The sequence below is a fragment of the Actinotignum sp. UMB0459 genome, assembly GCF_051905915.1.
In the GTDB taxonomy this organism is placed as follows: domain Bacteria; phylum Actinomycetota; class Actinomycetes; order Actinomycetales; family Actinomycetaceae; genus Actinotignum; species Actinotignum sanguinis.
This window is the reverse complement of sequence record NZ_JBQAIK010000014.1, coordinates 74,047-87,957: the sequence shown is the minus strand read 5'-3', so window position 1 is coordinate 87,957 and position 13,911 is coordinate 74,047. Positions and strand designations below refer to the sequence as shown.

The following is a 13,911-nucleotide window of genomic DNA, read 5'->3' as shown; positions in this document are numbered from 1 at the left end:
ATTCTTGCAACCGCATCGAGAAAGCGGGGCAGTTCCGTCCCGTGCGGAAGGATTGTCGGCGCATGTATTACGTATCCCTACGGTACGAGTAGATATCACTATGTAAGTAACGGCCCCATGGTACTCAGGGGAAGAACATGGACGCCGCTTGGCAACGTGAATGCGGTGCGGCCGCCGGTCACCACCGCCAGGAAATCCGGGGCTTTCACCATGCGGGTATCGCGCAGCCGGAGTAGATTGCGTTCACCTGCGTTCACGGCGCGATCCGATTCGCCAAGTTTTACTTCGATACCAGCCCAGTGACCATCGCTGAACTCCAGCAGAATGTCCACTTCCAAGCCGCTCTCATCACGGTAACCGAAACAGGTGGCATCGATCTGCTCCGCGTAGGTGCGGATGTCCCGGACCGCCATCGATTCGAAAATCTGACCGAAATAGTCGGGGTCGTTCGCGAGCTCTTCCGGGGTTGCGCGGAGGGCCGCGAGCGCCAGGGAGGGATCGCAGAAATGCAGTTTCGCCTGTTTGCGGAGTCGGGTTTTTGAGCGCAAGGATCCGCTCCAGGGCGGGAGCTCTTCAACGATGAAAATCCGGGTGAGTGCATCGAGGTAGCTTCGTACGCTTTGCGGGGAGAGCTGGCCGCCGTCCGCGGAAATATCTTGGGAGAGGGTGGTGTCCGCGGTTTCGCTCGCGATATTGCGGGCGAGGGAGCGCAGTAGGCGCCGCACCCGTTCCGGATCGAAGCGGGCGTCCACCTGCGCGAGGTCCGCATGTGCGATATTGTCCACGTAGTTGTGGACGAATCGGATAAAGGCAGGATTTTGCGAGGAGACAAGGAAGGGCCAGCCGCCTCGCACCGCTTCGGTAGCGAGTTCGGGGTAGCTGAGGGCCCCGGGTACGTAGCGCACGTTTGTGGTGGTACGTAGCTCGTTCAGGGTGATGCGGTCTTCCCGCGGATACGCTTCGCCCAGGGCCATGGGGCGCATGCGCACCCGGGAGAGCCGGCCGGCTCCGGTGTGGCGGGTGATTGAATCGGCCGGGGTAGCCGAGCCCGACAAAATGAACTGACCCGGGATGCGCCGCGCATCGATTTCGTGGCGGATTTCGTTCCAGAGGATCGGGGCGAGCTGCCACTCATCAACAAGCCGGGGAACATCGCCTTCCAGAACTCCCTGGGGATTGAGCTCCGCGAGGCGTTGGTTGGATGCCTGGTCCACGCGGAATTCTGATTTGGCGTGGAATATACCCGTTTCCGTTTTGCCGCAGCCGCGCGCACCTTCAATCACCACGCCACCCATGATTTCCAGGTCTTGTTGCAGCACTGTATCAACCGCGCGCCGAATATAAGCCATGCTGTGAGACTAGCCGTTTCTCGTGCCATTGTCACCATTGCGGGAGTTTGGATATCACTTTTGCGGGCTTATTGATATCACTATTGCGGGCTTCCATTATCGTTCTTGCGGATTCGTGGTTGCCATTTTGGCCGCCTTACAGCGATTGCTTTTACGGGGCCGGGCGTTTCCTCACCAGGTGCCGGGCGTTTCCTCACAGCTCATAGCAGCCCAGCTCACGGGCCCGCCGGCTATACTTTTCGGCAGGAGCTCGTGACATACCGGGCACAAGGAAAGATTGGATCAATGAGCGCTTTTGAACCGTACCCGCAGCGGGGGCCGCAACAGAACCAGCAGTATCCACTTCCGGGGCAGCCGTATCAGGGGCCGGGACAGCCGTACCCCACCGCTCCGGAGGCGTATCCCACAGCCCCGCCCGCTTACTACCAAGAGCCGCAATTCCGCACGGTTAATAAGATCGTTTACGTGCTCCTTGCTTTCTTCCTGGGAGGCTTCGGCGTCCACCGTTTCCTGCGCGGCCAGGTAGGTATCGGAATCTGCATGATTCTCTTTAACTGGCTCACTATCGGCATTTGGGCGCTGGTGGAGTTCATTATCGGCTGCGTGAAGCTCAGCAAGTACCCCGGTGACGATTTCATCTTCACCCAGAGCGGGGATTGGATTTACTAATTCATACTCCTGTTCTGCGCGGTCAGAATCCCGAACGCCCGTGGAGTCATAAGTAAAGGAGGGGTGCTACCGCCCCTCCTTTTCCTATGCCCCCACCTATAGAACCGAATTGGCCCGGTAGTACTCCTCAATAGCAGCTCGAGGAATAACCACGGTTGAACGAGTTTCGGTATCACAGTCCTTGCGGGCTTCCCGCCACGGAGCTTCGCGATGAGTTTTCTCAACCAACTCGTTTGGATTCAACTCGCCCAACTTCGCGCAGACGGCATCAACAACGCCCCGCTGCCGATCAGAAAGCCCTTCACCCCGACTGCGCAGCCCGCCCGGGTTAATGAAAAACTTGCGCCGGTGCTGAGCGAAGAGATCTGGTGATACCGGACCGTTCACCCACGCTTGAAAGTCTCCGTCAAAAAGAGGCTGGCCAGTTTCGCCGAGATAAGCGGCCTGGCAGTAGAAGGTGAGTTTTTGCAATTTCATGGTGGTCATCCGCCCGCAGCGCTCAAGAATACGCCCGGCAATATCTTCGACATTCGTCATCCCGCACCTCCTCATGTCACGTATTCGAACCGGCAATTTGGTTATAATTCTAGCATGGACGAAAGCCCGCGCCCCACAATCTCCAAGTCCGCTGCAACAAGCGCCGGCAGGGTCTTGACGAAGCTCTACACCGAGCATCCTGAAGATGCTGAGGTTCGCTGTCAAGAAGACCAGATTTCCGCGAATGCGCTTGTTACCGTCCAAAACTGGCGTTCCCAACATCTGGAACCAACCCTCAACGCTTTTGCCGTGGCCCGGGATATTATCGCCGATATCCCCGGCACCCTTGTCACTTTCCGACTCAAGCGAATAAGCTCCATCGTAGCAAAGCTAAGTCGTTCGAAGAACGACTTTCGCCTAGGGGCCATGGATGATATCGGTGGCTGCCGCATCATCACGAATAGCTGCGATGATGTTTTCAATATTGTTACCAACCTATCCAAGAAGATGGACCTCAAACCCGAAAGCGGGGTGAAGGACTATATTCGAACGCCGCAACGTAGTGGATACAGGTCGTACCACCTGATTACTCTGACACACCCAACACCCACCGGATACCGAGTTGAGATTCAGGTCAGGACATTCCTTCAACACGCGTGGGCCACAGCTCTCGAGGCTGCTGGATTCATGTACGAACGGAATTACAAAAACCCGGCCATCGCGGCCACCATGGACGAATCCGAAAAGACCAATCGCAGGTTCTTCCAGATTGTCTCCGCACTTTTCGCTCTCTCGGAGAATCAACCCGTTCCACCCGGAATGTCCTCCGATAAAAATGAGCTCCTCGCAGAATTGAGAGCATCTGAAAAGTACCGCGCTCTCTTCCACGATCTTGCCAACTCATCCACCAGCAGCTATCAGAACTTCATCCCAGCGCCCACCGTCGGTGGCGAAGATACAAGCTTGTACGTCCTCGAATACGACCAGGAAGCCCAGAGCCTGCGGGCGGAGCCTTTTCCACACTCGGCCCTCGCGGATGCCGTACGCGCCTACAATGACCGCGAAGAAAATGATGTATTTGGACAAACTCGCGACACAGTATTAGTTCACGCTCGAACACCGGAGAATCTTGCCCTGGCCTTCCCGAACTACACCGCGAATTTGGATGTGTTCAATCGCAGAATCGCGCCCTATTTCGGGGAGAACTAGTAAAGCAACCGCAGCGTGGGGGTGTCGCCATCGCGGCCCTGGGCGATGGCGATGGACTCATCCGCGGCGGTGCCCAGAGTTTGCCCTGGCATGAGGGTTGCGCTGTCGGAAATAATATATCCGGCGGTGTTCGCGAGCAGTTCGTACACGGCCTCGCGCGGGCGGTGACTGTCCTTCACCTCGAGGTCGAGGTGCCCGAAAAGAGGCAGGCCCACGGTGCGTCCGGACACTACCTCGCCGGCGCGCATCGGCACGTAAATCCACAGCAGGAACGGGTCTGTGGCGTCGATCCGATAGCCGGTCACCACATCGGCGGGGTAGATGATGCCCAGCTCGGGGCGCGCCACGCCCACCGCGGCTTCCTCGCCCATGAGCGAGCGGATCACGGCCGTGTACACCCGGTGCAGCGTGTGCATAGAGGTACGACGCCGCGCCGCGAACTCATCGCTCACCGGGTCTGGCATGTCCTCCCCGGAGCGCGCCATATCGGAGAAAAACGTCATCATAATGTGGAAAGCGTGCGGCGGAGTGGCGCCCTCCAGCGCGGCCGGCCCGGAGACGGGCGTGAGCAACACAGTCATGCCACTGGCCAGAAAATTGAACACCTGCCCACCGGGGAGCTCATCCAGGTGGACATCGAGGGCCTGGCCGTCCACTTCCACGCGTTCCAGCGCCGCACGCACGTCAATCGGCGCACTAAAAAGGGCGACGGCGCCCAGGTGGTCAGGGGCAATAGGATGAATAGCGGACACCGGAACTTGAGCCATGTGCCCTATCGTAGCGGGTCGGTCAAGCTGGGTGCGATGCGGGGTTCCCCTGGGCTAATGAGGGCATCCTCTTCACGCGCGACCCGGTACGGCATCGCGGAAATACAGTCTTCCAACACCAAGGGAGGTCCGCTACATTAGAAACGAAAGAAACGAAAAGGAGGTGTGATGTGACAACTGTTTCACATGATGATAAAAACGGGCAGATTAATCCGGAGATCATGGATCGAATCCGCCAGCTTATCGCTAAGTCACGCAGGATCGAATTGGTTTTTGACGGTATTGCTGTAGAAGTTCCACCCCTGCTGCGCGCGCAAATTTCGATGGCCGTGCAGGAAGAACCTGATGGAGATAGGGAAATCTCCACTCAGGAAGCTGCCGATCTGTTGAATATGACCCGCCCGACCGTGGTGAAGCTATGCGAAGACGGCGCTATACCCTTCCGGAAAATTACCACCCACCGCCGGCTCTGGCTCTCAGATGTTCTGAACTATCGCGAAAAGCAGCGGCAGCAAACTCGTGAAGCTCTCGATGCTCTCATGGCAGATTCCTATGCCATGGGCGATTACGACGAAGATCCCGAAGTTATCACCCAGGCAATCCGAGAGATGGGCAGTGGGAACTAATGCGCGCGGCTTACCTGGATACCGACCGCACTCCGTAGCGCTTGAGATGTGATCGTCACGCTCAACATCTAGCTGAACCTGCGGGTACGCGCCTGAGGAAGATCCAATATGGATCCCACAGGGCGCGTACCCGCAGGCCGCAGGAGTAGGAGTGTTCTAGACGATGAGGTAGACCAGAGTGCAGAAACCGAAGGATACGAGGGATATGACCGAGGTGAACGTGGTCCACATCTTCAGATTCGTTTTCGTATCTACTTGGAGGAAGCCGCCTACTAGCCAGAACCCGGAATCGTTGACGTGGGAAGCGAAGAAAGATCCTGCTCCCATCGCTACGACAACGAGCGCGGTTTGGATGTCATTGAGTCCGGCCCCCGCCACAGTTGCTGCTAGCAAGGCTGCGGTGGTCTGGATGGCCACAGTTGCTGAGCCTTGTGCGACTCGTAGTGCCAGGGAGATAAGGTAGGCAGCCAGGAGCAGGGGAATACCAAGATCAGCTAGCGTGTTAGCAAGCGCGGTACCAATACCGGTTTCACGTAACACGGACCCGAACATACCGCCAGCACCGGCCACCATGACGATCGCTGCCACGGACTTGAACCCAGCGTCGTTGATCTTGTCGATATTCTTCCAGGGTACTTTACGTACATAACCCAAAATGATTGATGCAACCAGAGCGGTAACGAACAGGGCTACCGCGGTTTCACCGAAGAATTTCAGGGCGCTTGCCCACGCCGCGTGTTCTGGAATGACCCCAGCTGACTGCAAAGTACTAGTCACCGTGTTACCGGTAATCAACAGGATCGGGAGCATGAGAATAAAGAGAACGGTTGCGAAGCCGGGCTCTTTCCCGGGTAGTTCACGCCCAGATTCTTTGGATCCCAAAACGTTGGGGATGGGAACATCGAACCTCTTCGAAAGCCACAACGCGAAGCGGTAACCGGCGAGATACCAGGTGGGAATCGCGACGATTAAACCGACCAGGAGCACGGTCCCGATATTAATGTTCATCGTGGTAGCCGCGGCCACCGGGCCGGGGTGGGGTGGCATGAGTCCGTGCATGACCTGGAACGCTCCAGCTGCCGGCAAGGCATACAAGAGTACTGGTCCGCCCAGGCGGCGAGCAACGGAGAAGATGATCGGGAACATGACGATGAGTCCGGCGTCGAAGAAAATTGGGAAGCCGAACAAGAGCGAAGCTACTGAGAGTGCTAAAGGTGCTCGTTTTTCCCCAAACCAGCGCAGCAGGGTTTGGGCGAGTACTTCAGCGCCCCCGGATTGTTCAAGCATGCGTCCAATAATTGCTCCGAACCCGATAATGAGAGCGAGTTTGCCAACGGTGCCCGAGAAACCGGTCAAGAGCATATCGAATAGCTCGCTGACTGGGACTCCGGTAGCGATAGCAGTCAGGGCTGATACTAGAATCAGTGCGACTGTAGCGTTGACTTTGAATACGATAATAAGGAAGAGCAAAACGGCGATCGCTGCTAGGGCGACACCGAGGAGACCTCCTGTTGTCAGAGTCATGAGTGCTCCTTCAATATATGAGCCTCTTTAGGAGAGAAGCTGGGCGGCGTTGGCCACGGCGCCTTGAACGTCGCCCGATTGTGGATAGAGCAATGACCGGCCAATGACCAGGCCGATCACGTTGGGGATCTCCAAGAGGAGAGCCCACCTGTGGAGGGTTTTGGAAGCATCATTGCTGACTTCCCCGCCGAGGATAACGATGGGGAGGGTAGTCGCCCTCGCGAAGCGTTCCAGGTCGGGAGTGTCGGGGAGTTTAAGTACCGTGTAGGCACTGTTGCTTCCCAAACCTGAAGCGATTGCTATCGAGCGGGTGACGGCATCGGTAGACACATCATTGACAACCTGTTTGTCTTCTCGCCGCGATATGAAGGGTTCGACCATAGCAATGCGTTGGCGTCGGGAAAGGTCGGTGACTACTTTCCCGGCCATCTCCAAAGTGCTCACGGTTTCTGTTTCGTCGTAGGCAATACGGAGAAGGATTTTCCCGCCTTGCAGGCCTGCTTTGGCTACTCCTCTAGCGGTATAACCCGTGATACGGTCATCCAGTTCCCAGGCCGCGCCGGCCAGTCCTGCACGATTCATCGACCCGTATACCCATTTGCCGTCCAAGACTCCTAGCAGAGCGAGGTCTTCAATAATGTCGGCTGTTCCTAACAGTCCGGAAACCCCGGGCACGGCAAGCGCATCACACAGGCGCTGGAGTAGATCGAACCGGTCTTCCATAGCACGCGGATTAGCGCCGGCGGCGAATGCGCCCCGGGCTGGGTGATCCGCGGCCATAATAAGGAATTTCCCGTTGGGTAGCAGGGTGGCGGGTTGCTCGCGTTTGAGCAAGGCTTTGTGAGCAGAACCCGGGCAACGCCGTCCTGCAATAAGCCTGGCAATATCCATGGTTACTGGTTGCTTTCTGCTGATTGAGGTACCTCGAGTAGCGCGTCAGTGTGATTCGCGGCCAGCACGCGCTCGATTTCATCCTGGGTGGGCATAGCGGTGGAGCATTCGATACGCGAGGTGACGATCGCGCCGGCAGTGTTGGCATACCGGATCGTTTTCTCAAGGCTCCAGCCCTGTAAGAGTCCGTGAACAAGGGACCCACCGAAAGCATCCCCGGCACCAGCCCCGTTAACCACGGTGGTATTCATCGCGGGAATGAAGAATTCTTCCGTACTCGATTTCGCGAGGGTGCCCTTACTGCCTTGCTTGACTACAGCGATTTGTACTCCGCGTTCTAGTAGTGCTGTTGCGGCCCGGTGTGGATCGGTTTCCCCGACCGCGATTTCACACTCTTCCACGTTGCCCACCGCGACTGTCGCATAGTCGAGGACTTTCGCATACCGCTGGCGCGCTAGATCAACCGATTCCCAAAACATTGGACGCCAGTCCATATCGAAAACGGTGTGGTCTTTACGCCCACGCATGTCAAGTGCGCTCATGTGCGTGGAGTAAGAGGGTTCCTCGCACAGGCCGGTCCCGGATACCCACAAGAGTTTAGCCTCGCGCACCTGGTTTTCATCCAGGTCCGTGTCCTTAATCTGTAGGTCAGGGGCCGAGGGCTCACGGTAGAAGAAGAACGGGAAATGCTCAGGTGGGATAATCTCGCAGAAAGTAACAGGCGTGTTCAGGGTATTGTCAACGATCACGTATTCATCCGATACACCAAGCCGGCGCATTTCCAAGCGTACCCACCGCCCGAAGGGGTCATCACCTACCCCGGTGAGGGTGGCACAGTCTTCTCCCAGGCGTGCTGCTGCTACTGCCACGTTGGTGGGAGAGCCTCCCAGGAATTTACCGAAAGTCGTTACTTCTTCGAGAGTGCAGTTGGTTTGCAAGGGATAAATATCGACGCCGCAGCGTCCAATTGTTAGTACATCATGGACGACCATGTCCATCACTTCCTTATCTGTGGTTTATTCGGTGCGTTCAAACGACATTGTTGCTTCATAGGTGCCCTCCGAAGGCCACCGCACCGTTGTAGCCTTCGCGCGCGTGTAGAATCGCACGCCTTCGGGCCCGTGAATATGGGTATCGCCCATAAGAGAGTCTTTCCATCCACCAAACGAGTAGTAAGCCACGGGCGTGGGGATAGGAACGTTGATACCAACCATGCCAGCTTCAACTTCCAGCTCGAAACGACGTGCCAGACCACCATCGTTGGTGAAAATCGCTGCCCCATTACCGTAAGGCGAGGAATTAACAAGAGCGATTGCTTCTTCGTAAGTTTCTACCTCGACGATTGCCAGGACAGGTCCGAAAGTTTCTTCCCGATACAGGATGGAATCGCGCGAGACATGCGTGCAAATAGTTGGGCCAAGGAAATACCCGTTCTCATGCCCGCTCACATTAAGAGAACGCCCATCAAGGATGACTTTCGCACCTTTGCTTTCCGCATCAGTAATCGCGTCAATGATCCGTTCTTTAGAGTTAGCGTTGATAACCGGGCCCATCTGCACGCCTTCGTCCAAGCCGTAGCCCACTCGGATAAGCTCGGCGTGTTCTTTGACGGCTTTTGCTAGTTTGTCACCGACCCCGCCCACAGCCACAGCAACAGGTAATGCCATGCAGCGTTCACCAGCAGCTCCGAAAGCCGCAGCTGAAAGGTGTTTGCCAGCGAAGTCGATATCAGCATCGGGCATAACAATCGCATGATTATTAGCCCCTCCCAATGCTTGGACACGCTTGCCCGCCCGCACTGCACGCTCCTGAATCAGTTTCGCCACAGGGGTTGAGCCCACGAAAGAAACAGCTTTGATATCGGGGTGGTCAATCATGGCCATCGTGAAATCATTCGACCCGGAAATAACCTGGAAGATCCCGTCAGGCAGACCAGCTTCCTTATACAAACGCGCAATCAAAAGAGAAGCCGAAGGCGTAGCCGGTGCCGGCTTCAAAATAAAAGCATTCCCGGTAGCAATCGCGATGGGATGCATCCACATCGGCACCATAACCGGGAAATTAAACGGGCAAATCCCGCTAACAACACCAAGAGGCTGACGCAGCGTGCGAATATCTACACCCGTGGAAATATTCGAGGATGTTTCACCTTTCAGGGCAACATTAATCCCGCAAGCAAAATCAAGGGTCTCCCGCCCCCGCTGGATCTCCCCAATAGCATCCGAATAATCCTTACCATGCTCAGCCACAATCGCTTTTGCGATCTCGTCTTGATGATCAAGGACAAGCTGACGCATCCGATACATAATCTCCGTACGCTTCGCCAGGGAAGTACGCGCCCAAGCCTGTTGAGCCTCAACAGCAATCCCCACCGCGTAGTCAAGATCTTCACGGCTCGCCTGCAACAAATACCCGCGAATCTCACCACTAGCCGGGTCGTCAACCGCGATCTTTCCCTCCGGCCGGCCCGTGTACAGGCCACCATTAATCCAATGAGGTATATCCATTCGTTATCACTCCTTTGTGAGTCCAAACCAGCACCCCACCAGCGGGGTGTCTCATTTGTTCCCAAAATAACCCCGGACCGCCTACTTGTAAATACAAAAGACCAGCCAGAATGGCGGGGAAACTTCGATGAACGTGGCCATATAAACCGCTACGAATGACTAAAACTACAGAAACACTGGCCAAACATACGACGATCGGCTATGTTTACAATTGGGCGAACAAATAAGAGTGAGAGGGTCACGTTAATGTCAAAGCCCCATGGAAAAGACAATGCAGATCAGCTGGATGTTCCGGTTGCTCCCCGGATTGTTTTCGACTCTCGGTCTTCTACTCCTTTACATCAGCAAATCACGCAATCATTAGCGAGTCTTATTGACTCTGGCACGCTCTTACCCGGCCAGCTCCTTGAAGACGAAGTGTCCATGTCGCGCAGGCTGGGTGTCTCGCGCCCCACGCTACGGCGGGCGTTACAAGCGCTGACCGATGAGGGGAAACTCTCGCGGCGCCCACGTGTTGGTACCCGGGTGATGCCACGAGTTTTCCAAAGGGATCCTTCCCTAGCAAGCCTTTCCGATGACTTACGGGCCGCGGGCCGTGAACCACGCACAGCTGTTCTCCAATATCGGGTGATGCTTGCCGATAGCGGTCTAGCTGCTGATATGCATTGCCCGGAAGGTAAAGAAATCGTGGCTTTAGAACGTTTGCGGTGGGCGGAGGGAAACCGTATGGGGATTATGCGTAACTGGATCCCTGCCGATCTAGCTCCCTCGCTTACCGCTATATCATCGGGAGGCCTCTACGCTTTCTTCAAGAGTCACGGGATTGTGTTACGAGGCGGAGTCCAACGTATCAGCGCGCGCAGCGCAACTCCCGCGGAAGCAGAACTTCTCCACGTGGCATCCGGCGCCCCTCTCTTACGAGTGAGACGTAGCGCTTACGATGAATCCGGGCAGATCGTGGATCTAGCCGACCACCTCTATGACGCAGATCAATACGACCTCACCCTGCCACTCAACTTCCCCGCATAGCCTGAAGTAAGTGCACAAATTTTCTGTCACAAGCCCCCTCTAAGATAGGAACGTACCGCCCGAGCCGCAGCGCCTGCGCCGCGCCCGGGCCTGTCCGCGAAAGGAGCCGGCCGTGGCCATCACTCTCCAGAGTATTGAGGAGCACGTCAAGAAACTCACCTCCCGTGCGCCCTTCACCCGCGATTTCTTCTTCGACCTCCTCCTCGCTTACGGCATCTCCAAATCCAGCGTCACCCGCCTGCGTTCCACCACCGCCAGCTCACTCAACGTCGCGGAAAACCCGGAGCGCGATATCGTGTGGAAAAACAAGATCTACCTGGCCGAAACCAGCAATGACCTCATAGCCACCGCACAGGAAATGAAAACCAGCGAAGCCGCGCTCCGCTTCAATACCCGCTTCGTCATCGCCACGAATTACGAATCCCTCGCCGCAATTGATACCAAAACCGGCGATTCCCTCAGCATCCCCCTCGCCAAACTCGCCAGCGATTTCACCTTCTTCCTCCCCTGGGCGAATATGGAGAAACAGCACTTCTCCTCGGATACCCACGCGGACCGCCGCGCCGCCGAACACATGAGCAAGGTGTACGACGAACTCCTCGCCGCCAACCCCAACCTCTTCCACGAGGACAAATCTCCCCACAGCCTCAACATCTTCTTCACTCGCCTCCTCTTCTGCTTCTTCGCGGAGGATACCGGCATCTTCACAAAAGGCCAGTTCACCAGCGCGGTCGGCTCGCATACCCAGCGCGACGGCTCCGACACCGCCGAATTCCTCACCGCACTTTTCCATGCGCTTGATACCCCAAGCTCCGCCGATAAACCCGTCTACTTGCAGAGCTTCCCCTACGTCAACGGTCGCCTTTTCCGCATTAATAACGACGACGCCGCCTCTTTGACGGTCCCCCAATTCACCAAGCATGCGCGCGATTCGCTCCTGGAGCTCGGCACCCTGGATTGGTCGGAAATCAACCCGGATATTTTCGGATCCATGTTCCAGGCGGTGGTGGATAAGGATCAGCGCGCCAACCTAGGCCAGCACTACACCTCGGTGCCCAATATCCTCAAAACAATCAAACCGCTCTTCCTAGATCAACTCTGGAACGAATATGACAAAGCCTGCGAATCGGTACCCCGCCTGAAGAAACTCCTCACAAGAATTTCAAAAATCAAGCTTTTCGATCCAGCCAGCGGCAGCGGCAACTTTTTAGTTATCGCATATAAGGAATTGCGCAAGCTCGAACACGCCATCCTGGATCGCATCGATTCCCTTTCTTCGGCGGGCCGCTGGGGTCTGCTCGGCATGGGTGAGGAAGAAAAGCTCGGCGCTGCCACCCTGGGCTTTGGTTCCTCGGTGATTAATATTGAGAACTTCTACGGCATCGAAATTGATGACATCTCCGTGGAGATGGCCATCCTTTCACTCTGGATCGCCAAGCACCAGATGAACCAAGAGTTCAAAGCCAAGTTCGGCCTGGATATTCCCCTCATCCCTCTCAGGGAAACCGGGCACATCGTGCACGGCAACGCTACCCGCCTCGACTGGAACGAAGTCTGCCCCAACAACGGCACCGACGAAATTTATTTAATCGGAAACCCACCCTATGTAGGTTCGGCGGGCCAAACATCCTCCCAGAAACAAGATTTTCACTTTGTTTTTGGCACTGAGAAGTATCCTAAGAAGCTTGATTATGTTTCCCTGTGGTTCATTAAGGGTGCCAATTACATTCGCGGCAGCCGGGCCAAGCTCTCTTTCGTGACCACGAATTCCATTACCCAGGGCGAGCAGGTTGCCCTGCTCCACCCCCATGTTTTCACGGGCGGTATAGAGATTGGCTACGCCTACACCTCCTTCAAGTGGAGCAATAATGCCTCCCATAATGCGGGTGTGACCGTCGCAGTTATTAGCCTGCGCAATGAATCCTCCGAGACAAAATACCTCTTCACGGACCTCGTCCAAACCACGGTGGAAAATATTAACGCCTACCTCATTTCCGGAGAGGATACTTTCGTAACAGCGCAAGGTAAGGCTCTATCATCGAGTCTTCCAAAAATGACCAAAGGCTCCCAACCGACCGACGGGGGTAACCTCATTCTTTCTGCTCAAGAGGCAGAAGATCTTCTTACCAGCTATCCTGAGCTTTCCGAAGTAATTAAGCAGTTCGTGGGCGCTGATGATTACATCAATGGGAAAGACCGCTACTGCCTGTGGCTCACGGAGGAAAACTGGCACGAAGCAGCCGAGATTCCGGAAGTAAAGCGGCGCCTGGACCACGTTTCGGCCATGCGTTCGGCCAGTACGAAGAAGCAGACCCAAGAATTCGCAGATATCCCATGGCGCTTTACGGAGGTTCGCTATAAACCCACAGACTCTATCATTGTTCCGCGGCATTCATCAGAGCGCAGAAATTATGTGCCTATCGGATACCTAGGACCCGACGCTGTCATTGCCGATAGCTCTTTCGCCGTATATGACGCGGAGCCGTGGCTGTTTGCCTTGCTGACCTCGAAGATGCACATGGCCTGGCTACGCGCAGTCGGCGGCCAGCTCGAAACCCGGCTACGTTACTCGAATACCTTGGTTTATAACACTTTCCCCGTGCCAGAGTTATCGGCGTCGTCGAAAGAAGAACTCACGAAACGCGCGCTACGCGTACTCGATGTACGCGAATACCACTGCGAAAAAACCTTAGCCGAGCTCTACGACCCGGACCTCATGCCGCGCAACCTCCGCGAAGCACACGAAAAAATTGACGAAGCCGTCGATAGACTTTACAAGAGCACCCCGTTCGCATCCGATGAGGAACGCCTCGCGGTGCTGTTCGCGAAGTATCAGCAGATGATCGAAGCAGAAGGGAAATAG

The 13,911-nt window shown here is 55.9% G+C and carries 12 protein-coding genes; 5 read left to right on the top strand and 7 right to left on the bottom strand.

The window, feature by feature from the left end; translation table 11 throughout:
* Nucleotides 1–98 precede the first annotated feature (98 nt).
* Nucleotides 99–1,349 (bottom strand): ATP-binding protein, encoded by a 1,251-nt coding sequence (locus ACTFPK_RS04760; protein WP_439911216.1) that lies wholly within the window; start codon nt 1,347–1,349, stop codon nt 99–101.
* A gap of 285 nt (nt 1,350–1,634) precedes the next feature.
* On the opposite strand from ACTFPK_RS04760, the gene ACTFPK_RS04755 reads away from it, so the two are divergent.
* Nucleotides 1,635–2,018, top strand: a complete 384-nt coding sequence (locus ACTFPK_RS04755) for a TM2 domain-containing protein (RefSeq protein WP_016442007.1) — start codon at nt 1,635–1,637, stop codon at nt 2,016–2,018.
* Nucleotides 2,019–2,114: 96 nt separating this feature from the next.
* Here ACTFPK_RS04755 and ACTFPK_RS04750 read toward each other — a convergent pair whose 3' ends face one another.
* Nucleotides 2,115–2,555, bottom strand: a complete 441-nt coding sequence (locus ACTFPK_RS04750; RefSeq protein WP_439911215.1) for a Panacea domain-containing protein — start codon at nt 2,553–2,555, stop codon at nt 2,115–2,117.
* A gap of 54 nt (nt 2,556–2,609) precedes the next feature.
* On the opposite strand from ACTFPK_RS04750, the gene ACTFPK_RS04745 reads away from it, so the two are divergent.
* Entirely contained in the window at nt 2,610–3,704 is a 1,095-nt protein-coding gene (locus ACTFPK_RS04745) for a GTP pyrophosphokinase (protein WP_439911214.1), read from the top strand.
* Here the strand turns inward: ACTFPK_RS04745 and ACTFPK_RS04740 are convergent.
* Entirely contained in the window at nt 3,701–4,471 is a 771-nt protein-coding gene (locus ACTFPK_RS04740) for a DUF4261 domain-containing protein (RefSeq protein WP_439911212.1), read from the bottom strand. The genes ACTFPK_RS04745 and ACTFPK_RS04740 overlap by 4 nt on opposite strands.
* A gap of 170 nt (nt 4,472–4,641) precedes the next feature.
* Between ACTFPK_RS04740 and ACTFPK_RS04735 the strand changes: the two genes are divergently transcribed.
* Complete coding sequence (locus ACTFPK_RS04735) at nt 4,642–5,097, top strand: helix-turn-helix domain-containing protein (RefSeq protein WP_439911211.1); 456 nt, start codon at nt 4,642–4,644, stop codon at nt 5,095–5,097.
* Between the two features lie 156 nt (nt 5,098–5,253).
* Here ACTFPK_RS04735 and ACTFPK_RS04730 read toward each other — a convergent pair whose 3' ends face one another.
* The 4 genes from ACTFPK_RS04730 to ACTFPK_RS04715 are packed head-to-tail and all read right to left on the bottom strand — an operon-like array spanning nt 5,254 to nt 10,019.
* Nucleotides 5,254–6,621, bottom strand: coding sequence for a GntP family permease (locus tag ACTFPK_RS04730; RefSeq protein WP_439911210.1), 1,368 nt, complete (start codon nt 6,619–6,621; stop codon nt 5,254–5,256).
* Between the two features lie 27 nt (nt 6,622–6,648).
* On the bottom strand, nt 6,649–7,512 hold the full coding sequence (locus ACTFPK_RS04725; RefSeq protein WP_439911209.1) for a Cgl0159 family (beta/alpha)8-fold protein: 864 nt from the start codon (nt 7,510–7,512) through the stop codon (nt 6,649–6,651).
* Nucleotides 7,513–7,514: 2 nt separating this feature from the next.
* A complete protein-coding gene (iolC, locus tag ACTFPK_RS04720) occupies nt 7,515–8,504 on the bottom strand; it encodes a 5-dehydro-2-deoxygluconokinase (RefSeq protein WP_439911281.1) in 990 nt (329 codons plus the stop codon).
* A 24-nt stretch (nt 8,505–8,528) separates the two neighbouring features.
* Entirely contained in the window at nt 8,529–10,019 is a 1,491-nt protein-coding gene (locus tag ACTFPK_RS04715; protein ID WP_439911208.1) for a CoA-acylating methylmalonate-semialdehyde dehydrogenase, read from the bottom strand.
* 246 nt (nt 10,020–10,265) lie between these two features.
* Between ACTFPK_RS04715 and ACTFPK_RS04710 the strand changes: the two genes are divergently transcribed.
* Nucleotides 10,266–11,048 carry a GntR family transcriptional regulator gene (locus ACTFPK_RS04710; RefSeq protein ID WP_439911207.1) on the top strand — a complete coding sequence of 261 codons (783 nt, stop codon included), beginning with the start codon at nt 10,266–10,268 and terminating at the stop codon, nt 11,046–11,048.
* A gap of 112 nt (nt 11,049–11,160) precedes the next feature.
* Nucleotides 11,161–13,911 (top strand): class I SAM-dependent DNA methyltransferase, encoded by a 2,751-nt coding sequence (locus tag ACTFPK_RS04705; RefSeq protein ID WP_439911206.1) that lies wholly within the window; start codon nt 11,161–11,163, stop codon nt 13,909–13,911.

Coding starts and splice junctions, on each gene's coding strand:
- ACTFPK_RS04725 (WP_439911209.1), bottom strand. CDS start 7,512: ATGGATATTGCCAGGCTTATTGCAGGACGGCGTTGCCCGGGTTCTGCT.
- iolC (WP_439911281.1), bottom strand. CDS start 8,504: ATGGTCGTCCATGATGTACTAACAATTGGACGCTGCGGCGTCGATATT.
- ACTFPK_RS04760 (WP_439911216.1), bottom strand. CDS start 1,349: ATGGCTTATATTCGGCGCGCGGTTGATACAGTGCTGCAACAAGACCTG.
- ACTFPK_RS04745 (WP_439911214.1), top strand. CDS start 2,610: ATGGACGAAAGCCCGCGCCCCACAATCTCCAAGTCCGCTGCAACAAGC.
- ACTFPK_RS04755 (WP_016442007.1), top strand. CDS start 1,635: ATGAGCGCTTTTGAACCGTACCCGCAGCGGGGGCCGCAACAGAACCAG.
- ACTFPK_RS04715 (WP_439911208.1), bottom strand. CDS start 10,019: ATGGATATACCTCATTGGATTAATGGTGGCCTGTACACGGGCCGGCCG.
- ACTFPK_RS04750 (WP_439911215.1), bottom strand. CDS start 2,555: ATGACGAATGTCGAAGATATTGCCGGGCGTATTCTTGAGCGCTGCGGG.
- ACTFPK_RS04740 (WP_439911212.1), bottom strand. CDS start 4,471: ATGGCTCAAGTTCCGGTGTCCGCTATTCATCCTATTGCCCCTGACCAC.
- ACTFPK_RS04710 (WP_439911207.1), top strand. CDS start 10,266: ATGTCAAAGCCCCATGGAAAAGACAATGCAGATCAGCTGGATGTTCCG.
- ACTFPK_RS04730 (WP_439911210.1), bottom strand. CDS start 6,621: ATGACTCTGACAACAGGAGGTCTCCTCGGTGTCGCCCTAGCAGCGATC.